Source organism: Halomonas sp. SL18_1 (assembly GCF_055755715.1).
Window position 1 is genome coordinate 1,569,447 of record NZ_JBVTRK010000001.1, and the last position, 20,113, is coordinate 1,589,559.

The following is a 20,113-nucleotide window of genomic DNA, read 5'->3' on the forward strand; positions in this document are numbered from 1 at the left end:
GTTCTACCGCCAGGCCATGTCAGCCAAACTGGTTCATGGTGTTGTCCTTGCCACCGGCCTTGAGGGCCGCGTCGCCGTGGAAGAACTCCTTGTGGTCGTCGCCGATGTTGGAGCCGGCCATGTCCTGGTGCTTGACGGTGGCGATGCCCTCGCGGATCTCGCGGCGCTGGACGCCTGCCACGTAGGCCAGCATGCCCTCGTCGCCGAAGTAGCCCTTGGCCAGGTTGTCGGTGGACAGCGCGGCAGTGTGGTAGGTCGGCAGCGTGATCAGGTGGTGGAAGATGCCGGCCTCGCGGGCGCCGTCGCGCTGGAAGTTGCGGGTCCACTCGTCGGCCAGGGCCGCCAGCTCGGTGCTGTCATACTTCTCATTCATCAGGTCGGCACGGTCGTACTCGCTGACATCCTTGCCTTCCTGCTGCCAGGCGTCGAACACCTGCTGGCGGAAGTTCAGGGTCCAGTTGAAGGAGGGCGAGTTGTTGTAGACCAGCTTGGCGTCCGGGCAGACCTCGCGGATGCGGTTGACCATGGCGGCGATCTGGCCGACGTGGGGCTTCTCGGTCTCGATCCACAGCAGATCGGCGCCGTTCTGCAGGCTGGTGATGCAGTCCAGCACCACGCGGTCTTCACCGGTGCCCGGCTTGAACTGGTAGAGGCCGGAGGCCAGGCGCTTGACCTTGACCAGCTTGCCGTTCTGCTTGATCACCACGTCGCCGTTGTCGATGTCGGAAGCCGAGGTGATCTCGTCGCCGTCCAGGAAGCTGTTGTACTGGTCGCCCAAGTCACCCGGCTCGTTGGTGACGGCGATCTTCTGGGTCAGGCCGGCGCCCAGGGAGTCGGTGCGGGCGACGATGACACCATCGTCCACGCCCAGCTCCAGGAAGGCGTAGCGCACGGCGTTGATCTTGGCCAGGAAGTCCTCGTGGGGCACGGTGACCTTGCCGTCCTGGTGGCCGCACTGCTTCTCGTCGGAGACCTGGTTCTCGATCTGGATGCAGCAGGCGCCCGCCTCGATCATCTTCTTGGCCAGCAGGTAGGTGGCCTCGGCGTTGCCGAAACCGGCGTCGATGTCGGCGATGATCGGCACCACGTGGGTCTCGTGATTATCGATCTTGGCGATCAGCTCTTCCGCCTTGGCAGTGTCACCCGCCTTCTGAGCCGCTTCCAGGTCGCGGAACAGGTGGTTCAGCTCCCAGGCGTCGGCCTGGCGCAGGAAGGTGTAGAGCTCCTCGATCAGGCTCGGCACGGTGGTTTTCTCGTGCATGGACTGGTCGGGCAGCGGGCCGAATTCGCTGCGCAGGGCGGCGACCATCCAGCCGGAGAGGTAGAGGTAGCGGCGCTTGGTCTCGCCGAAGTGCTTCTTGATGGAGATCATCTTCTGCTGGCCGATGAAGCCGTGCCAGCAGCCCAGCGACTGGGTGTACTGGGCGGTGTCGGCGTCATAGGCGGCCATGTCGTCGCGCATGATCTTGGCGGTGTACTTGGCGATGTCCAGGCCGGTCTTGAAGCGGTTCTGGGCACGCAGACGGGCGGCGTTCTCGGGGCTGATGTCGGCCCATTTGCCCTGCTGGGCTTCACGCAGTTGAGCCAGTGCCTTGATATCGTCTTTGTATGACATGGAACCATCCTTCCGATCTGAGGTGTAGTCGTCAGCCTTGGGCCGCCGCGCTGCGGCGCACTGCTGGCCTGCCGGTCGCCTGCGGCATCGACGGGCGTGTCGCCGGTCATGCTGCGCCTGCGAAGTGATGCCAGGTTCTACCAGGACGGTGCATAAGTCTTTACGGCCTTGGTCGAACCAGTATCGAGATCAAAACGCTTGCGGAAGATTGCCGAGAATCGATTACCGAACAATCGTTTTAACCTCGTCTTGTTGTCACTATGGCCCATGGCTATGGGGTTCCACAATTGACACTTGGGGAGAGAGGGTTGTAGCTCGACTACAGGGCGGTGGGGAGGCAGGATGATCCTGTAGTCGATTTCCGTGTGAGACGAGAGTGCGCGCGGCTCAAGACGTTAGCTGAAGGCGCATATTGCGGTGCAAAATCCCGGCGTCCATGAAGCACTCGCCATAGGATTCGAAACCGAGGTTTTCGTAGAAGGCCAGGGCGTGGATCTGGGCGGCGAGCTCGACGGCGTCGTGACCTTGGCGTCGCGCCGCCTCGATGGCGGCGCGCATCAGCGCCACCCCGATGCCCAGGCCTCGGGCCTCGGGCAGCACCGCGACGCGCCCGATATGGGCGTCGGGCAGCAGCCGGGCGGTGCCGATGGGGACGCCCTCCCGCAGCGCCAGGAAGTGCAGGCAGGCGGCGTCGCGGCCGTCCCACTCCTCCGCCTTCGGCACCCGCTGCTCCTCGATAAAGACGAGCCGACGGATCTCCGTGGCCTCGCTGCCGAGCGCCTCCCAGCTCCCCTCGCGGATCTTTAGCGATGTCTCTTTCATACTCTCGCCCTCTGCCTGATCATGGTCGCCCTCGCCCTTATTCCTCTTCCTCATCCCAGCTTAGGCTGCCGGCGTCGAGCAGGGCGGCGAGCTGCTCGGCGGCGCCGGGCAGGGCCAATGCCTCGGCATCCAGCGGAGCATCGGAGGCGATCAGGCGCGCCAACGGCAGGGGGCATTCGCTGCCATCGCCATCGGCGAACAGGGTGGCGCGCTCGTCGTCCAGGGCACGCCAGGCGAAGCGTGAGCCGGCGGTTCTGACCAGCTCGGCGCCGTCCTGTAGTTCAGCGACAAGCTCGTCGGGGGCGGTGGGGGTCTCGCTCGGTATCAGCTGGTCCACGTACTTGGGCTGGGTCATCACCCGGCCGAACCACTGGGCCAGCTGGGCCGGGTCGTCCAGCGTCTCGAGGATCAGCGCTCGCATGCGTGCCAGGGCCGCGTCATCGAGTTCGGCGGGGTCGTGGGGTGGTGCTATGCCGGCATCGGCGTAGCGCAGCGAGGCGGGCAGCTGTTCGCCGAGGTAGTCGGCGAAGGAGGTGATCGCCTCGTCGGCGGAGGGGGCGCGAAAGCCCACCGAGAGGGTCAGGCAGTCGTCGGACTGGCTGACGCCGTGGTGGGCCCAGCCGGGCGGCAGGTAGAGCATGTCGCCGGGTTCGAGCACCCAGTCGTCGCCGGGGGTCACCTCGAAGCGCTCGAGGATGCGCAGGTCGATGCCGGCGATGATGGGGGCGTCGTCGGCCACCTTGCCGCCCAGCTGCCAGCGGCGTTGGCCCATGCCCTGGAGCAGGAAGACGTCGTACTGGTCGACGTGGGGGCCGACGCTGCCCCCGGCGGGGCGTAGCTGATCATGATGTCGTCGAGCCGCCAGCGCGGCAGGAAGGCGAAATGCTCGAGCAGTTCGGCCACCTCGGGGACATAGTGGTCCACGGCCTGCACCAGCAGGGTCCAGTCGCGCTCGGGCAGCTTGGCGAAGGTGCGCTCGTCGAAGGGGCCGTGGCTGACCTGCCAGGGGCCGTCCTTGCCGTGCTCCTCGACGATACGCGCCTCGACGCCCTCCTCGCAGGCGAGTCCCGCCAGCTCGTCGGGGTCCAGCGGGCATTCGAAGTCGGGAAAGGCGCCGCGGATCAGCAGCGGCCGGCGCTGCCAGTGGTCGCGCAGAAACTCGGTGGCACTCTGGCCTCCCAGCATGGGCAGCGGGGCATCGGGAGACATGGTCAGAGCCTCTTCGCTTGCTCGACGGCGTTGCCGATATAGCTGGCGGGGCTCAGCGCCTTGAGCTCGGTCTTGACCGCCTCCGGCAGCTCGAGGGTATCGATAAAGGCGGCGAAGCCGGCCTGGTCGATGCGCTTGCCGCGGGTCAGCGCCTTGAGCTTCTCGTAGGGCTTCTCGATGCCGTAGCGGCGCATCACCGTCTGGATCGGCTCGGCGAGCACCTCCCAGCTGGCGTCCAGATCCTCGGCCAGGCGCGCCGGGTTGGCTTCGAGCTTGCCGATGCCCTTGAGTGACGCCTCATAGGCGATCAGGCCGTAGGCCAGGCCCACGCCCAGGTTGCGCAGCACCGTGGAGTCGGTGAGGTCGCGCTGCCAGCGCGATATCGGCAGCTTCTGGGCCAGGTGGCCGAGGATGGCGTTGGAGAGCCCCAGGTTGCCCTCGGAGTTCTCGAAGTCGATGGGGTTGACCTTGTGGGGCATGGTGGAGGAGCCGATCTCGCCCTCGACGGTCTTCTGCTTGAAGTAGCCCAGCGAGATGTAGCCCCAGACGTCCCGGTCGAAGTCGATCAGGATGGTGTTGAAGCGACACACGGCGTCGAACAGCTCAGCGATATAGTCGTGGGGCTCGATCTGGGTGGTGTAGGGGTTGAAGGTGAGCCCCAGGCCCTCGACGAAGGTGCGGGCGTTGGCCTCCCAGTCCACCTCCGGGTAGGTGGCGAGATGCGCATTGTAGTTGCCCACGGCACCGTTGATCTTGCCGAGGATCTCCACCCCTTCGATCAGCTTGAGCTGACGACGCAGACGATAGGCGACGTTGGCCATCTCCTTGCCGAGCGTGGTGGGGCTCGCCGTCTGGCCGTGGGTGCGCGAGAGCATCGGTAGCTCGGCGTGCTCCCGGGCCAGCTCGGCGATGGCGTCCGCTACCCGGTGCATCACCGGCAGCAGACTCTTCAGGCCGTTGCTGAGCATTACCCCGTGAGAGAGGTTGTTGATGTCTTCGCTGGTGCAAGCGAAGTGCACGAACTCGGTGACGGCGTGCAGCTCCGGCTGGGGCTCGATCTTCTCCTTGAGGAAGTACTCCACCGCCTTGACGTCGTGGTTGGTGGTGCGCTCGATGGTCTTGATGCGCTCGGCGTCTTCCAGGGAGAAGTCGCGGATCAGCGCCTCGAGAAAGGCGGTGGCCTCGGCGGAGAGCGGCGGCACCTCGGTGACGCCGGCCAGCCCGGCGAGGCGCTGCAGCCAGCGGATCTCGACGATGACCCGGGCGCGGATCAGGCCGAATTCGCTGAAGTGCTCGCGCAGCGACTCGGCCTTGGCGGCGTAGCGGCCGTCGACGGGGGAGAGGGCGGTCAGGGCGGTGAGGGGCAGGGGGCGGCTTGCATGTGGAGTGTCCGGTTCTGTGTCTGAAAAGTGGGCAGTGGCAAGGGGCTACGGGCGGTGGCAAGGGTCAGCCGATCTGATCCAGGGCCTTCTTCAAGGCGCCGCGCTGGAACACCAGCTTCCAGCGCCGGCCGCCCTGCTGGTGCCAGAGCAGCGCGAAGCGGATGCCGGCCAGCAGGATGGCGCGCACCCGTTCAGGCATCATGCGGCTCTGCAGCAGCGAGGGGTCCCCCTGCACCACGATACGGGTCTTGAAGGTGGAGAGGGTCTCCTGATAGGCCTCGCCGAGGCTGGCGATGACGTTCTCGTGGGTGGCGTCGAAGTGCTCGGCCTGGCCCTGGATGCGCGTCAGGCGCTGCCCAGGCCGGCCATCATCTCGTCGTTGCCGCGCAGCTTGTTCATCAGCAGCAGCAGCGAGAAGCCGTAGCGCAGCACCACCGGGTTGGCCTGCTTACGACCCACCACCGCCTCCAGCACCTCGAGGCCGCGGCGCAGGTTGTTGGGGTGGCCGCCGTAGATCGCCTCGAAGCTCTCCGGATTGGTGTCCAGGGTGGCGTGGATCAGGGTCTCCCAGGCGCGCGAATCGACCTGGCCGGTGCGAGCCAGTTCATCGACCAGGCTGGCGGCCTGGAAGACCCCGGCCAGCGCCAGGGCCTGGCGGGCGGTCGGAGAGTCCGGCACGCGGTGGATCGGGGTTGCGGTCATGCGGCGCGCTCCTTGGCGTTCCAGGTGTCACGAATCACGCCGCCGCCGAGGCAGATGTCGCCGTCGTAGAGCACCAGCGACTGGCCGGGGGTGACGGCCCGCTGAGGGGCATCGAACACCACCTCCACGCCGCCATCCTCCCGCGTGCGAAGCGTGCAGGGCACGTCGGACTGGCGATAGCGGGTCTTGGCGGTGAGTCGGGCCCGGGCCGCCGGGGGCTTGCCGGCCACCCAGTCCATGGCCTCGGTGGCCAGGCTGTCGGTATAGAGCAGGGGATGATGCTTGCCCTGCACAGCGACCAGCACGTTGCGCTCGAGGTCCTTGGCGGCCACGTACCAGGGCGCTTCGGGATGGTGGGGCAGGCCGCCGATGCCGAGCCCCTGACGCTGCCCCAAGGTGTAGTACATCAGCCCCATGTGCTCGCCGATGACCTCGCCGTCGGGCGTCTCGATGGTGCCGGGCTGGGCGGGCAGGTACTGCTGAAGAAAATCGCGGAAGCGCCGCTCGCCGATGAAACAGATGCCGGTGGAGTCCTTCTTGCGGGCGGTGGCCAGGCCGTGACGCTCGGCCAGCGCCCGCACCTCCGGTTTCTCCAGCTCGCCCACCGGGAACAGCGTGCGGGCGATGGCGGCCTCGGGCACAGCGTGCAGGAAGTAGCTCTGGTCCTTGTTGGCGTCGAGCCCCTTGAGCAGGCGCGGCCGGGTCTCGCCGTCCAGCTGGCCGAGCCTCTCGCCCTGACGTACATAGTGACCGGTGGCGATCCTCTCGGCGCCAAGCATCTCGGCATATTCCAGGAACACCTTGAACTTGATTTCCCGGTTGCAGAGGATGTCCGGGTTCGGCGTGCGCCCGGCCTTGTACTCGGCTAGGAAGTGCTCGAAGACGTTGTCCCAGTACTCGGCGGCGAAGTTGGCGGTATGCAGCTTGATGCCGAGCTTCTCGCACACGGCCTCGGCATCGGCCAGATCGGCCTTGGCGGTGCAGTACTCGGTGCCGTCGTCCTCGTCCCAGTTCTTCATGAACAGGCCTTCGACCCGGTAGCCCTGCTCCAGCAGCAGCAGGGCGGAGACGGAAGAGTCGACGCCGCCGGACATGCCGACGATCACCTTGCCTGGGGTGGCGGTCATGGGCGCTCTCGGGATCGGTGGTTCACAAATGGCCGGGGATTATACCCCAGGTCGAGGTGTTGCTTCATCCTGTGGGGGCGTGTCTGCTACGGGCAGAATAATTGACCGGCCGGCCAGTTAGCATTACGCTTGCCGCATGACCCAGAAAATCCAGACCCGCGCCCCCGAGCTGACCCGCGCCCGTATTCTCGACGCGGCCGAGGCGCTGTTCGTCGAGCAGGGCTTCTCCGCCGTCAAGCTCAGCGAGCTGGCACGCTCAGCGGGCGTCACCAAGAGCCTGATCCACCACCATTTCGGCAGCAAGGAGCAGCTGTGGGGAGTGGTCAAGGACCGTGCCTTCGAGCGCTATTTCGCGGCCCAGATGGCCTTGTTCGAAGAGGCCGGAGAGCCGGATGCGCTGCTGTTGCGCCGCTCCGTGGAGGCCTATTTCCACTTCCTGCGGGACAACCCCGGCGTGGTACGGCTGTTCGCCTGGACCCACCTGGAGGGGGACAGTCACTGCAGCGAGCTCGATCATCAGCTCGTTGGGGCGGGCGCCGAGTGGATTCGCCAGACCCAGAAGCGCGGCCTGCTGCGTTCCGACCTAAATCCCACTCATATCATCGCCGTCTTCGTGATGAGCTGCACCCAGTGGTTCGAGGCCAAGTGTCATCACCAGCACTGGCCGGGCATGGGCGACGACGAGGCGTTCCTGAAGGATTTCCTGACGATCTTCATGGAAGGCGTAACGCCGCGAGAGTGAGCGTTTTTTTGCACGAATAACTGACCGGCCGGCCAGTCCATGGTGGCCCGCTTCATGGGAGGTAAGCACGATGGGGAGGATGGCGAGGGTGAGCCTGGCGGTGGTGTTGATGCTTGGCACGGTACTGCTGCAGGGGTGCGGTGAGTCCCCAGCGCCGCTCGAGGCAATCCAGCCGCCGCTGCCCAGCGTGCAAAGCGAAGCGGTGCGCCTGTCGCCGGACGAGGAGAGCTATCGCTTTCCCGGCACGGTGCGGGCCAGCGAGCGGGCCGCCTCGGCCTTTCTGCATGGCGGCGTGCTGCGCGAGCGACACGTGGTGCGCGGTCAGCGGGTCGAGCAGGGGGAGGTGCTGGCCACCCTGCACAACCCGGCGATGGCGCCGGCGCTTGTCGCGGCCGAGGCGCGGGTGCGTGAGCTGGACGCCCGCCTGGCCCAGCTCGGGCGCGACGTGTCGCGTGCCCGCACCCTGCGCGAACGCAACCTCAGTGCCGAAGAGGAGCTGGATCGCCTGCGCTCCGAGTACGAGGCGACCGAGCAGGCCCGCGCACAGGCTCTGGCCCAGCGCGACGAGGCCCAGGCCCAGCTCGATGAGCTTGCCCTGCGAGCGCCCTTTGCCGCCGAGGTGGCCGAGCTGCGCGCCGAGCCCGGGGGCTACCTCGCCCCCGGGCAGCCGGTCGTCAGCCTGGTCGGCCTCGACCAGCGCGAAGTGGCGATGCATTTGCCGGCGAGGCACGCCGCACGACTCGAGACGGGACAGGAAGCGACCCTGACGAACTCGATGACGGCTCGGCGCTTCACGGGGCGAGTCGCCGATATTGGCCGGGCGGATGAGGGCATGGTGCCGGTGATCGTTGTCATCGCCTCGGAGCCCGCGCCGGCGCTGGGCGAGCCGGTCCTGGTGCGGCTGCCGCTTGCGGCGTCGCCGATGCTCCAGGTGCCCCTGTCGGCGGTCATCGACCCCGCCGGCAGCGCGCCCTATGTGCTGGCGCTTGACGATGACGACAGGGTGCGGCGTACCCCCGTCACCCCTGGGCGCCTGGCCGGCGGCTGGGTATCGGTGAACGGCGAGGGGCTGGCGCCGGGCGACCGGGTGGTGACCGCGGGGCAGGGGCGCCTTGAAGAAGGCATGCGGGTGAGGGTGCTGCCATGAGCTGGCTGCTCGTGTCGCTGCGCTACAAGCGCCTGATCCTGACCGTCACGATCTTGCTGGCCCTCCTGGGCCTGGCGGCCTGGGTGGCGATGGATCGCCAGGAGGACCCGTTCTTTCCCTATCGCTTCGGCCAGGTGCTGGTGCCCTATCCCGGTGCGGAGCCGGAGCAGGTCGAGCGGCTGGTTCTCAACCCCCTGGAAGAGGCGCTGGCCCAGGTCGAGGAGGTCGACGATATCATCGGTACCGCGCGTCTCGGCGTGGCCCACGTCACCATCGAGATGCACGATCACGTCTACGACACCGATGCCGCCTGGGAGCAGGTGCGTATTGCCGTGAACCGGGCCGCTCGCCAGTTCCCCGAGGGCGTGGGCGAGGCAGAGATCAGCGACCGCGATGCCGATACCCACGGCATCGTGCTGGCGGTGACCGGCTCGGACGATCTGCTCGAGCTGCGCGAGGCGGCCAAGCGCCTGCGCCGCGATCTGTTCCGGCTCAAGGAGGTGTCCCGTATCGACCTGCTCGCCGACCCTGGCCAGCAGGTGGTGGTGGGTTGGGACGATACGCTGGCCGAGATGACCGGGCTGGATGCCCGGGCGCTCGGCGATCAGCTCGCCGTTCGCAATCTGACCTCGCCCGGGGGCACCCTGGCGGTGGCGGGACGCTCCCTGGTGCTCGACCCGCTCACCGAGTTCGGGTCCCTGGAGGAGCTCGCCGCCACGCCGATCCGCACCCGGCAGGGTGAGCGGGTGCCCCTCGGCGAACTCACCGGCGTCAGCCTGGCGCCGCAGGAACCCGCCAGCGCTCGCATGTGGCACGACGGCCGCCCGGCGGTGGCGCTGGGGGTGGTGCTCGCCAACGACCGTGGCAACGCCGTCCGGATCGGCAAACGGCTGCGCGCCCTGGTGGATGAGCTGCGTCCCGCCTATGCGCCGCTCGCCATCGAGGAGACCTTCTACCAGCCTCGCTGGGTGGAGCGACGCCTGGCGGAGCTGGGCGTCTCGCTGCTGTTGGGGGTCGCCATTCTCGGGGTGCTGCTGTTCCTGGTCATGGGGCTGCGGCTGGGGCTGGCGGTGATGGTGATCGTGCCGCTGGTGACCCTATCCTCCCTGGCGCTGTACGCCATGGGCGGCGGCGTGCTGCACCAGATCGCCGTAGCCGGCATGGTGGTCGCGCTGGGCATGCTGGTGGACAACGCCATCGTCATGGTGGAGAACATCCAGTACCACCGCGATCAGGGGCATTCGGCCATCCAGGCCGTGACCCGCTCGGTGCGGGAACTGGCCGCGCCCTTGCTGGCGGCCACCGGCACCACCCTGGCCGCCTTCGTGCCGCTGCTGCTTTCCCGTGGCGACACCGGCGACTTCACCCGTGCCATTCCCATCATGGTGATGCTGACCCTGGCGGTGAGCTACGTCTATGCCGTCTTCGTCACGCCGGTGTTCGCCGCCGGTATCCTCAAGCCCCGGCTGGCAGTGCGCCACGAGCGGCTACAGGCCATCGGCCAGCGTGTCGGCCGGGTCGCCGTGCGCTGGCCGCTGGCGGTGCTGGCGGGCACGGGGGCTCTGCTGGTGGCCGCCATCGCCATGCTGCCGCTGCTCGACCACGACTTCTTTCCCGACACCGATCGCAATCAGCTGGTCGTCGACCTCAACTTTCCCGAGGGCACTCACCTGGACGACACCGCCCATCGAGCCGAGGTGCTGGCCGCCGAGCTGGCCTCCCGGCCGGCGGTGCAGGCGGTGCATCGCTTCGCCGGCTTCAGCGGGCCGCGCTTCTACTACAACCTGGTCGAGCAGCCGCATCAGTCGCACCTGGCGCGTCTGGTGGTGGAGGCCGACGGTGCCGACGACCTGACCGAGCTGATGGACTGGGTAAGGGCCGTGGCGCCTGAGTGGCTGCCCGAGGCCGAGGTGGTGGCGCGCCGGCTGGGGCAGGGGCCGCCGCTGGAGGCGCCGGTGGAGATCCGAGTCTTCGGTGAGGACCGCGCCGCCCTGGCCGACGTCGCCAGCGAGATTCTCGGCGTGGTGCGGGAGGCCAAGGGCGCCCGGGATGCGCGGCATCGCCTGGGGGAGGGGCTGGCCACCCTGCGGGTGGAGACCGACGATGCCCGCGCCGCCGAGTACGGCCTCTCGCGGCATGACGTGGCCGAGGCCCTGGCGGCTGCCAGTCGCGGCATCGAGGTCAGCGCCTGGCGGGCCGAGCGCGACCCGGCCCCGCTGCTGGTGCGGGCGCCGGAGGGCGAGCGTTTCTCCCTCGAGGGGCTCGAAGGGCTGCGCCTGGCCTCGGCCGAAGGGCGTTCGCTGCCGCTCGGTGAGATCGCTACCCTGACGCCCACCTGGCGACCGGCGGTGATCCAGCATCGTGACCTTCAGCGCATGACCGTGGTGCTGGCCGAGGTGGCCGATTGCTGGACCTACGACGGCGTGCTGGGCGAGATCCTGCACCACCTGGAAGCGCTCGAGCTGCCGTCCGGAACCCGCTACAGCGTCGGTGGGGCGGCGGAATCCGCCGGCGATGCCAATACCGCGCTGTTCCAGACGCTGCCCATCGGCGGCCTGCTGCTGGTGGTCTTCCTGCTCGCCCAGTTCAACTCCTTCCGCCAGCTGTTCATCGTGCTGACCACGCTGCCGCTGGCGATCATCGGCGTGGTACCGGGGCTGTGGCTGACCGGTCAACCGTTCGGCTTCACCGCCATTCTGGGCGTGGTGGCGCTGGTCGGCATCGTGGTCAACAACGCCATCGTGCTGATCGACCTGATGAACGCCAATCGACGCCAGGGCGAGTCGGTGAGCGAGGCCGTGGTCTCGGCGGTGGCCCGACGCACCCGGCCGGTGCTGCTCACCACCGCCACCACCGTGGCCGGCCTGGTGCCGCTGACCCTGACCCAGTCGACCCTGTGGCCGCCCATGGCCTGGGCGATCATCTCGGGCCTGCTCGCCTCGACGCTGTTGACCCTCCTGGTGATCCCGGCGCTCTATCGGCTGCTGATGGCGCGTCAGGTCTCGTGAATGACCTCCATGGGGAAGAACCGGCCGGCCTGGGCGTCGCGAATGCGGCGTAGCGCCAGGGGGCTTCGCAGCCGGCCGGCCTGCGCCAGCGCTTCCAGCTCCTCCAGGGTGAGCCAGTGCGCGGCGCGGATCGCCGGGTCGAGGGGGGTGCCCAGATGGGCCAGGGCCATGCCGTAGAAGCCGTGACTGTGAAAGGTGAGCCCCCGGGGTCGTGTAGATGTAGAGGCCCAGGTAATGGGAGAGGCCGACCCGCCAGGCGGTCTCCTCGGCCACCTCGCGCAGGGCGGCGTCCTGGATGCGCTCGCCGGGTTCCAGATGGCCGGCGGGCTGGTTGAACCGCGTCTCGGCCCCGCCGCAGTCTTCTTCCACGATCAGGAAGGCGCCGGCGCGCTCGACCACGCTGGCGACGGTGACCCGGGGCGTCCAGCGGCTCATCGCTTGCCACCTCGTCCGGCCGGTTGCCGGCGCGCTGCCCGGGGGTGACCGGGCTTGGTGCGGGGCGAAGGGGCGTGCAGGGTCTCCCGCCGCCACTGGCCGGGGGCCAGGCCATCGAGCCGCCAGGGGCCGATGGCAACGCGCACCAGGCGCAGAGTGGGATGGTCGACGTGGGCGGTCATCCGCCTGACCTGGCGATTGCGTCCCTCGCGCAGGGTCAGCTCCAGCCAGGTGGTCACCGGATGGCGCTTGGGATTCAGGGGTGGGTCGCGCTCTGCCAAGCCGCTCTCGCTCAAGCGACGCACCTTGGCGGGGCGGGTGAGGCCGTCCTTGAGCGCTACGCCCTGGCGCAGCGCCTGCAGGGCGGCGTCGCTGGGCGTGCCCTCCACTTGCACCCGGTAGGTCTTGGGCTGCTTGTGGCGCGGATCGCTGATGCGGTGTATCAAGTCGCCGTCATCGGTCAGCAGCAGCAGCCCCTCGGAGTCGTAGTCGAGACGGCCGGCGGCATAGATCCCGGGCACATCGATGATCTCGGACAGGGTGGCGCGCCCCTGATCATCGGTGAACTGGGAGAGCATGCGGTAAGGCTTGTGCAAGAGATAGAGGGTGCTCATGGCGCAAGCTTACCGACAAGCGGGGTGGGATGGGAGTGGGCGGCGTGTCAGCCTTATTGATCATACGCCGAGACAGGGTGGCTGGTATAATGCGCTCGCTCGCCGGAAGCGGCCTCGTCGTTACGGGGCCTGTCGTGACTTCGCCACCGAGGATGGAGCCAAGCGCCTTCCTTGCCATATCCATGAAAAATAGAGAACCGTAGGTGGAGCACGACGAGCCCCCGTTTCGCACATCATGAGCGCGCGCAACCGTTCCAGTTTCCTGCCACCGCAGTGACCAGAGAGATCACAGCCACCATGTCTAAAACGCCGAAGATTATCTATACGTTCACCGACGAAGCGCCTGCGCTGGCGACCCACTCGCTGTTGCCGATCATTGATGCCTACACCGACGCCGCCGGTATCGAGGTGGAGACCCGGGACATCTCCCTCGCGGCCCGGATTCTCTCCCAGTTCCCCGATTACCTCACCGACGAGCAGCGTGTCGAGGATCATCTGGCCGAACTGGGTGCCCTGGCCAAGACGCCGGAAGCCAACATCATCAAGCTGCCCAATATCAGCGCCTCCATGCCGCAGCTCCGGGCGGCGATCAAGGAGCTGCAGGGGCAGGGCTATAAGCTGCCTGACTATCCCGATGAGCCGAGCAGCGACGAAGAGCAAGACATCAAGGCCCGCTACGACAGGACCAAGGGCAGCGCCGTCAACCCGGTGCTGCGCGAGGGCAACTCCGACCGCCGCGCCCCCAAGGCAGTCAAGGAGTACGCCCGCAAGTACCCGCACCACATGGGCGAGTGGAGCCAGGCCTCGCGCACCCACGTCTCGCACATGCACGGCGGCGACTTCTACCACGGCGAGAAGTCGATGACCCTGGATCGCGCCCGCGACGTGAAGATGGAGCTGCTCACCGCCAGCGGCGAGACCCGGGTGCTCGAGCCCCGGGTCGAGCTGCAGGAAGGCGAGATCATCGACAGCATGTTCATGAGCAAGAAGGCGCTGCTCGACTTCTACGAGCGTGAGATCGAGGACGCCCGCAAGACCGGCGTGATGTTCTCGCTGCACGTCAAGGCGACCATGATGAAGGTCTCGCACCCTATCGTGTTCGGCCATTGCGTGCGGATGTTCTACAAGGAGGCCTTCGCCAAGCACGGCGAGCTGTTCGAGGAGCTGGGGGTCGACGTCAACAACGGCATGGCCAATCTCTACGAGAAGATCGACACCCTACCCGAGAGCCAGCGTGACGAGATCGTCCGCGACCTGCACGCCTGCCACGACGAGCGCCCGGAGCTGGCGATGGTGGATTCGGCCCGCGGCATCACCAACTTCCACTCGCCCAGCGATGTGATCGTCGACGCCTCGATGCCGGCCATGATCCGCGCCGGCGGCAAGATGTACGGTGCCGATGGCCGCATGAAGGACGTCAAGGCGGTGATGCCGGAGTCGACCTTCGCCCGCATCTACCAGGAGATGATCAACTTCTGCAAGTGGCACGGCGCCTTCGACCCCGCCACCATGGGCACTGTGCCCAACGTCGGCCTGATGGCCCAGAAGGCGGAGGAGTATGGCTCCCACGACAAGACCTTCGAGGTGCCGGAGGCCGGCGTGGCCAACATCACCGACCTCGACACCGGCGAGGTGCTGCTCACCCAGAACGTCGAGGAGGGTGACATCTGGCGGATGTGCCAGGTCAAGGACGCGCCGATCCGCGACTGGGTCAAGCTCGCCGTTAACCGCTGCCGCGACTCCGGCATGCCGGCGGTCTTCTGGCTCGACCCCTACCGTCCCCACGAGAACGAGCTGATCAAGAAGGTCCGCACCTACCTCGAGGAGCACGACACCACCGGTCTCAACATCCAGATCATGTCCCAGGTGCGTGCCATGCGCTACACCCTGGAGCGCGTGATCCGTGGCCTCGACACCATCTCGGTGACCGGCAACATCCTGCGTGACTACCTTACCGACCTCTTCCCGATCCTTGAGCTGGGCACCAGTGCCAAGATGCTCTCCATCGTGCCCCTGATGGAGGGTGGCGGCCTGTTCGAGACCGGCGCCGGCGGTTCCGCGCCCAAGCACGTCCAGCAGCTGCTCGAGGAGAACCACCTGCGTTGGGATAGCCTGGGCGAGTTCCTCGCCCTATGCGCCTCCCTGGAGCACCTCGCCAAGACCTTCGACAACGAGCGCGCCGCCCTGATGGCCGACGCGCTGGACAAGGCCACCGGCCGGTTCCTTGAGGAGAACAAGTCGCCGTCGCGCAAGGTCGGCGAGATCGACAACCGCGGCAGCCACTTCTACCTGGCCCTTTACTGGGCCGAGGCGCTGGCCGCCCAGGACAAGGACGCCGGCCTCAAGGAGCGCTTCGCCCGCCTGGCCGAGACCCTGGTGGCCAAGGAGGCCGTCATCCTCGACGAGCTGAATGGCGTTCAAGGCCAGCCGGTGGACATCAAGGGCTACTACCATGCCGACCCCGAGCTGGCCCGCGCGGTCATGCGTCCCAGCAAGACGCTGAATGACGCCCTGGCGATGGTGGCCAAGGGATAAGCATCCGCTAGGCCCCTCAGGCCCCGTCCGCCCCTGGCGGGCGGGGCCTTTTAGCATTTAGTTTGAAAGGCCTGTTATGGGCCGGGTGGGTGGACGATGTTATACTCCGCGCTCCACCTGAACAGACCAGATAAGGGAGTTCTCTATGGGGTTCCAGAACATTGTTGTTCCCGAAGGCGGCGAGAAGATCACCGTCAACGCCGACAACAGTCTGAACGTGCCGAACGAGCCGGTTATCCCGTTTATCGAGGGTGACGGCATCGGCGTCGACGTGACGCCGGCGATGAAGATCGCCATCGATGCGGCCGTTCAGAAGGCCTACGGTGGCGAGCGCAAGATTCACTGGATGGAAGTCTATGCCGGTGAGAAGGCCACCCAGGTCTATGATGCCGACACCTGGCTCCCGGAAGAGACCCTGGAAGCGGTTCAGGACTACGTCGTCTCCATCAAGGGGCCGCTGACCACGCCCGTGGGCGGTGGCATCCGCTCCCTGAACGTGGCGCTGCGTCAGAAGCTCGACCTCTACACCTGCCTGCGCCCGGTGCGCTGGTTCGAAGGGGTGCCGAGCCCGGTCAAGAAGCCCGCCGACGTCGACATGGTGATCTTCCGCGAGAACTCCGAGGACATCTACGCCGGCATCGAGTGGAAGGCCGGCACTCCGGAGGCCGACAAGGTGATCAAGTTCCTGCGCGAGGAGATGGGGGTCACCAACATCCGCTTCCCCGAGAACTGCGGCATCGGCGTCAAGCCGGTCTCCGTCGAGGGCACCAAGCGTCTGGTGCGTCAGGCCCTGCAGTACGCCGTGGACAACGACCGCGACTCGGTGACCCTGGTGCACAAGGGCAACATCATGAAGTTCACCGAGGGGGCCTTCAAGGACTGGGGTTACGAGCTCGCCAAGGAGGAGTTCGGTGCCGAGCTGCTCGACGGCGGTCCCTGGATGCAGTTCAAGAACCCCAAGTCCGGCAAGACCATCGTGGTCAAGGACGTCATCGCCGACGCCATGCTGCAGCAGATTCTGCTGCGTCCGGCCGAATATGACGTCATCGCTACCCTGAACCTCAACGGCGACTACCTCTCCGACGCTCTGGCGGCGGAAGTGGGCGGCATCGGCATTGCCCCGGGGGCCAACCTGTCCGACGCCGTGGCCATGTTCGAGGCGACCCACGGCACCGCGCCGAAGTATGCCGGGCAGGACAAGGTCAACCCCGGCTCGCTGATCCTCTCCGCCGAGATGATGCTGCGCCACATGGGCTGGGTCGAAGCCGCCGATCTGGTGCTCAAGGGCATGGAGAAGGCCATCTCCAAGGGCGAGGTCACCTATGACTTCCACCGCCTGATGGACGATGCCAAACTGCTCAAGTGCTCCGAGTTCGGTCAGGCCGTCGCAGACAACATGTAAACGGTCCGGCGTTTCCCGGGGCCCTCGTCCGCATGGCGGGCGGGGGCCCTTTGCGTGATGACCATGAACCCTGCCGGCCCGATGGCGTCCAAGCTGAGTCGAGGCGCCTCAACGCAGCCGGCTTGTCGAGATGGTGTGTGGCTTTTATGTTCAAGAGAGACCTGTCCGGCGGGTGGTGGAGAGTCGGCGTGATTGCCGGCATGACCCGGCCACCGCGGCCGGAAGAAGAGGATGATGGCGACCTGGCCGTGCAGTCATCGGAGCCGGAGCTGGCCCGGCCGCCGATGTACAAGGTGGTGCTGCACAACGATGACTTCACGCCCATGGAGTTCGTGGTAGAGGTGCTGCAGACGTTCTTCCACATGGATAGCGAGACCGCCGTACAGGTGATGCTGGCGGTACACACCCAAGGCAAGGCCACCTGTGGTGTCTTCACCCGCGACATTGCGGAAACCAAAAGCCATCAAGTCAATCAATATGCGAGAGAGTGTCAGCACCCGCTGCTGTGTGACATCGAGGCGGCGGACTGACTCCCGGTGGTTGTCGAGACGGGATGTGAATGGCAGTCGTTGAGGACCAGACTTGCAACGGCAGCGATTGTGCCCGATGTTGATGATGCCGGACCTTGAAAGATCCGACGCAAGCCCTAGGCGGCGAGAAGGGGACTGCCATGCTGAGCAAAGAACTTGAACTGACCCTGAACACGGCGTTTACCGTGGCCCGTTCCAAGCGCCACGAGTTCATGACCGTGGAGCACCTGCTGCTGGCGCTGCTCGACAATGCCTCGGCGGCAGACGTGCTGCGGGCCTGCGGGGCCAATCTCGACAAGCTGCGGTCCGACCTGCAGGACTTCATCAACTCCACCACGCCGCTGATTCCCGAGGATCAGGGCGAGCGCGAAACGCAGCCCACCCTGGGCTTCCAGCGGGTGCTGCAGCGTGCGGTCTTCCACGTGCAGTCTTCCGGCAAGAGCGAAGTGACTGGCGCCAACGTGCTGGTGGCGATCTTCTCCGAGCAGGAGAGTCAGGCGGTCTACTTCCTCAAGCAGCAGAGCGTGGCGCGTGTGGATGCCGTCAACTACATCGCCCACGGCATCTCCAAGGTGTCCGGCCATGGTCAGGCGCCCTCGGCGTCTCCCTCCGAGTCGGAGGAGGCCGAAGAGGGCGGCGGCGAGACCAGCGCCAACCCGCTCACCGGCTATGCCACCAACCTCAACGAGCAGGCGCGGCTGGGCAAGATCGACCCGCTGATCGGGCGCGAGCACGAACTCGAGCGCGTCATCCAGATTCTCGCCCGGCGGCGCAAGAACAACCCGCTGCTGGTCGGTGAGGCCGGGGTGGGCAAGACCGCCATCGCCGAGGGGCTGGCCAAGCGCGTCGTCGAGGAGGACGTGCCCGAGGTGATCGGCGACGCCGTGGTGTACGCCCTGGACATGGGCGCCTTGCTGGCCGGCACCAAGTATCGCGGCGATTTCGAGAAGCGCCTGAAGAGCCTGCTTGCCGAGCTCAAGAAACAGCCCAACGCCATTCTGTTCATCGACGAGATCCACACGGTGATCGGTGCCGGGGCGGCCTCCGGCGGCGTCATGGACGCCTCCAACCTGCTCAAGCCGCTGCTCTCTTCCGGTGAGCTGCGCTGCATCGGCTCCACCACCTTCCAGGAATTCCGCGGCATCTTCGAGAAGGACCGGGCGCTGGCGCGCCGCTTCCAGAAGGTCGATGTCATGGCCCCCTCGGTGGAGGACACCATTCGCATCCTCAAGGGGCTGCGCTCGCGCTTCGAGGAGCATCACCGCCTCAAGTACACCGACGGTGCCCTGGAGAGCGCCGCGCGGCTGGCGGATCGCTATATCAACGATCGCCACCTGCCCGACAAGGCCATCGACGTGATCGACGAGGCCGGCGCCCATCAGCGGCTGCTGCCGCCGGAGGTGCGGGTCGATACCATCGATGTCGATCAGGTCGAGGCGGTCGTGGCCTCCATCGCGCGGATTCCGCCGAAGAGCGTCTCCAGCTCCGACCGCAAGCTGCTCGAAAACCTCGACCGCGATCTCAAAATGCTGGTCTTCGGTCAAGACGAGGCCATCGACAGCCTGTCGGCGGCGATCAAGCTGTCGCGGGCGGGACTCAAGTCGCCGGACAAGCCGGTGGGCAGCTTCCTGTTCGCCGGGCCCACCGGGGTGGGCAAGACCGAGGTGGCCCGCCAGCTAGCACGGATCATGGGCATCGAGCTGGTGCGCTTCGACATGTCCGAGTACATGGAGCGCCACACGGTGTCGCGGCTGATCGGCGCGCCGCCGGGGTACGTGGGCTACGACCAGGGCGGGCTGCTCACCGAGGCGATCACCAAGCAACCCCACTGCGTGCTGCTGCTCGATGAGGTTGAAAAGGCCCATCCGGAGGTCTTCAATCTGCTGCTGCAGGTGATGGATCACGGCCGGCTGACCGACAACAACGGTCGCGAAGCGGACTTCCGTCACGTCATCGTGGTCATGACCTCCAACGCCGGCGCCGAACAGCAGGCGCGTCGCTCCATCGGCTTCCAGACCCAGGACCATTCCACCGATGCCATGGAAGTGATCCGCAAGACCTTCTCGCCGGAGTTCCGCAACCGTCTGGACGGGATCATCCAGTTCCACTCCCTGCCAACCGCGGTGGTGCGCAGCGTGGTCGACAAGTTCCTGGTGGAGCTGCAGGCGCAGCTCGACGAGAAGCGGGTCCAGCTGGACGTGGACATGGCCGCGCGGGATTGGCTGGCCGAGAAGGGCTACGACCCGGACATGGGGGCACGCCCATGGCGCGACTGATCCAGGACCGGCTCAAGAAGCCGCTGGCCGAGCTGATCCTGTTCGGTGAGCTCTCCGAGCATGGCGGGGTGGTGCATGTCACCGTGGAGGAGGGTGAGCTGCACCTCTCGACCGAGGTGGAGCTGGCCGAACCCTGACGGCTCGCGACTGGCCAGGTACCACGCACAGCGCCCTGTCGAATGACGGGGCGTTGTCTTGTGTGCCGCTGCGCAGCGTCAGTGGGGCGTCGAACGCCGGCTGGCCGGGGAGGCGTGGCTCAGCGCGAACGGTAGACGATACGGCCCTTGGTCAGGTCGTAGGGCGTCAGCTCGACCTTGACCTTGTCGCCGGTGAGAATGCGGATGTAGTTCTTGCGCATCTTGCCCGAGATGTGGGCCGTGACCACGTGGCCGTTTTCCAGCTCGACGCGGAAGGTGGTGTTGGGAAGGGTGTCGACGACCACGCCTTCCATTTCGATATGGTCTTCGCGTGCCATATAGGCGGTTCCTCGCTGATGATGACAATGATCTTGGCGTGACTCTCACGGGCCTTCCGGCGCCCCAGCCGCCGGTAGCCAGCCTATGCCAT

At 66.7% G+C, this 20,113-nt stretch carries 13 protein-coding genes and 4 pseudogenes; 7 read left to right on the top strand and 10 right to left on the bottom strand.

Translation table 11 applies throughout. The annotated features are described in order from the left end of the window. Nucleotides 1-19: 19 nt before the first annotated feature. The 6 genes and pseudogenes from ACSJDS_RS07975 to mnmA form a co-directional block, all read right to left on the bottom strand. Nucleotides 20-1,615, bottom strand: coding sequence for an isocitrate lyase (locus ACSJDS_RS07975; protein WP_473032802.1), 1,596 nt, complete (start codon nt 1,613-1,615; stop codon nt 20-22). 387 nt (nt 1,616-2,002) lie between these two features. After that, on the bottom strand, nt 2,003-2,437 hold the full coding sequence (locus ACSJDS_RS07980) for a GNAT family N-acetyltransferase (RefSeq protein WP_473032803.1): 435 nt from the start codon (nt 2,435-2,437) through the stop codon (nt 2,003-2,005). Between the two features lie 37 nt (nt 2,438-2,474). After that, nucleotides 2,475-3,646: pseudogene (locus tag ACSJDS_RS07985) on the bottom strand (JmjC domain-containing protein). A gap of 2 nt (nt 3,647-3,648) precedes the next feature. Continuing rightward, nucleotides 3,649-5,013: an adenylosuccinate lyase gene (purB, locus tag ACSJDS_RS07990; RefSeq protein ID WP_473034996.1), complete on the bottom strand. Its 1,365-nt coding sequence runs from the start codon at nt 5,011-5,013 to the stop codon at nt 3,649-3,651. A 79-nt stretch (nt 5,014-5,092) separates the two neighbouring features. Then, nucleotides 5,093-5,730: pseudogene (hflD, locus tag ACSJDS_RS07995) on the bottom strand (high frequency lysogenization protein HflD). Continuing rightward, the gene (gene mnmA / locus ACSJDS_RS08000; protein WP_473032805.1) at nt 5,727-6,857 is read right to left on the bottom strand and encodes a tRNA 2-thiouridine(34) synthase MnmA; all 1,131 of its coding nucleotides are present in this window, start codon (nt 6,855-6,857) and stop codon (nt 5,727-5,729) included. The pseudogene hflD and the gene mnmA overlap by 4 nt, the downstream one beginning before the upstream one ends. A 136-nt stretch (nt 6,858-6,993) precedes the next feature. On the opposite strand from mnmA, the gene ACSJDS_RS08005 reads away from it, so the two are divergent. The 3 genes from ACSJDS_RS08005 (at nt 6,994) to ACSJDS_RS08015 (ending at nt 11,754) form a co-directional block, all read left to right on the top strand. Beyond that, entirely contained in the window at nt 6,994-7,599 is a 606-nt protein-coding gene (locus ACSJDS_RS08005; RefSeq protein WP_473032806.1) for a TetR/AcrR family transcriptional regulator, read from the top strand. Between the two features lie 79 nt (nt 7,600-7,678). Further along, nucleotides 7,679-8,746, top strand: a complete 1,068-nt coding sequence (locus tag ACSJDS_RS08010) for an efflux RND transporter periplasmic adaptor subunit (protein WP_473032808.1) — start codon at nt 7,679-7,681, stop codon at nt 8,744-8,746. Further along, complete coding sequence (locus tag ACSJDS_RS08015; protein WP_473032809.1) at nt 8,743-11,754, top strand: efflux RND transporter permease subunit; 3,012 nt, start codon at nt 8,743-8,745, stop codon at nt 11,752-11,754. The genes ACSJDS_RS08010 and ACSJDS_RS08015 overlap by 4 nt, the downstream gene beginning before the upstream one ends. Here ACSJDS_RS08015 and ACSJDS_RS08020 read toward each other — a convergent pair. The 3 genes and pseudogenes from ACSJDS_RS08020 to ACSJDS_RS08030 form a co-directional block, all read right to left on the bottom strand. Next, nucleotides 11,742-11,924 (bottom strand): NUDIX hydrolase, encoded by a 183-nt coding sequence (locus tag ACSJDS_RS08020; RefSeq protein ID WP_473032811.1) that lies wholly within the window; start codon nt 11,922-11,924, stop codon nt 11,742-11,744. The two genes, ACSJDS_RS08015 and ACSJDS_RS08020, sit on opposite strands and share 13 nt — an antisense overlap. A gap of 85 nt (nt 11,925-12,009) precedes the next feature. Further along, nucleotides 12,010-12,189, bottom strand: a pseudogene (locus ACSJDS_RS08025) (NUDIX domain-containing protein); the annotation flags it as partial. Further along, nucleotides 12,186-12,803, bottom strand: a complete 618-nt coding sequence (locus ACSJDS_RS08030) for a pseudouridine synthase (RefSeq protein ID WP_473032812.1) — start codon at nt 12,801-12,803, stop codon at nt 12,186-12,188. The gene ACSJDS_RS08030 and the pseudogene ACSJDS_RS08025, both read right to left, overlap by 4 nt. Nucleotides 12,804-13,100: 297 nt before the next feature. Between ACSJDS_RS08030 and ACSJDS_RS08035 the strand changes: the two genes are divergently transcribed. The 4 genes and pseudogenes from ACSJDS_RS08035 to clpA all read left to right on the top strand — a co-directional run bounded on the left by ACSJDS_RS08035 (nt 13,101) and on the right by clpA (nt 19,683). Continuing rightward, nucleotides 13,101-15,338: an NADP-dependent isocitrate dehydrogenase gene (locus ACSJDS_RS08035; RefSeq protein ID WP_473032814.1), complete on the top strand. Its 2,238-nt coding sequence runs from the start codon at nt 13,101-13,103 to the stop codon at nt 15,336-15,338. 145 nt (nt 15,339-15,483) lie between these two features. Further along, complete coding sequence (gene icd, locus ACSJDS_RS08040; RefSeq protein ID WP_473032816.1) at nt 15,484-16,740, top strand: NADP-dependent isocitrate dehydrogenase; 1,257 nt, start codon at nt 15,484-15,486, stop codon at nt 16,738-16,740. Nucleotides 16,741-16,940: 200 nt separating this feature from the next. After that, nucleotides 16,941-17,270, top strand: a complete 330-nt coding sequence (gene clpS / locus ACSJDS_RS08045) for an ATP-dependent Clp protease adapter ClpS (protein ID WP_473034997.1) — start codon at nt 16,941-16,943, stop codon at nt 17,268-17,270. 140 nt (nt 17,271-17,410) lie between these two features. Continuing rightward, nucleotides 17,411-19,683: pseudogene (gene clpA / locus ACSJDS_RS08050) on the top strand (ATP-dependent Clp protease ATP-binding subunit ClpA). Nucleotides 19,684-19,802: 119 nt separating this feature from the next. Here clpA and infA read toward each other — a convergent pair. Beyond that, a complete protein-coding gene (gene infA, locus ACSJDS_RS08055) occupies nt 19,803-20,021 on the bottom strand; it encodes a translation initiation factor IF-1 (protein WP_010627817.1) in 219 nt (72 codons plus the stop codon). Nucleotides 20,022-20,113 lie beyond the last annotated feature (92 nt).

Coding starts and splice junctions, on each gene's coding strand:
- ACSJDS_RS07975 (WP_473032802.1), bottom strand. CDS start 1,615: ATGTCATACAAAGACGATATCAAGGCACTGGCTCAACTGCGTGAAGCC.
- ACSJDS_RS07980 (WP_473032803.1), bottom strand. CDS start 2,437: ATGAAAGAGACATCGCTAAAGATCCGCGAGGGGAGCTGGGAGGCGCTC.
- mnmA (WP_473032805.1), bottom strand. CDS start 6,857: ATGACCGCCACCCCAGGCAAGGTGATCGTCGGCATGTCCGGCGGCGTC.
- ACSJDS_RS08005 (WP_473032806.1), top strand. CDS start 6,994: ATGACCCAGAAAATCCAGACCCGCGCCCCCGAGCTGACCCGCGCCCGT.
- ACSJDS_RS08010 (WP_473032808.1), top strand. CDS start 7,679: ATGGCGAGGGTGAGCCTGGCGGTGGTGTTGATGCTTGGCACGGTACTG.
- ACSJDS_RS08015 (WP_473032809.1), top strand. CDS start 8,743: ATGAGCTGGCTGCTCGTGTCGCTGCGCTACAAGCGCCTGATCCTGACC.
- ACSJDS_RS08020 (WP_473032811.1), bottom strand. CDS start 11,924: ATGGCCCTGGCCCATCTGGGCACCCCCCTCGACCCGGCGATCCGCGCC.
- ACSJDS_RS08030 (WP_473032812.1), bottom strand. CDS start 12,803: ATGAGCACCCTCTATCTCTTGCACAAGCCTTACCGCATGCTCTCCCAG.
- ACSJDS_RS08035 (WP_473032814.1), top strand. CDS start 13,101: ATGTCTAAAACGCCGAAGATTATCTATACGTTCACCGACGAAGCGCCT.
- icd (WP_473032816.1), top strand. CDS start 15,484: ATGGGGTTCCAGAACATTGTTGTTCCCGAAGGCGGCGAGAAGATCACC.
- clpS (WP_473034997.1), top strand. CDS start 16,941: ATGACCCGGCCACCGCGGCCGGAAGAAGAGGATGATGGCGACCTGGCC.
- infA (WP_010627817.1), bottom strand. CDS start 20,021: ATGGCACGCGAAGACCATATCGAAATGGAAGGCGTGGTCGTCGACACC.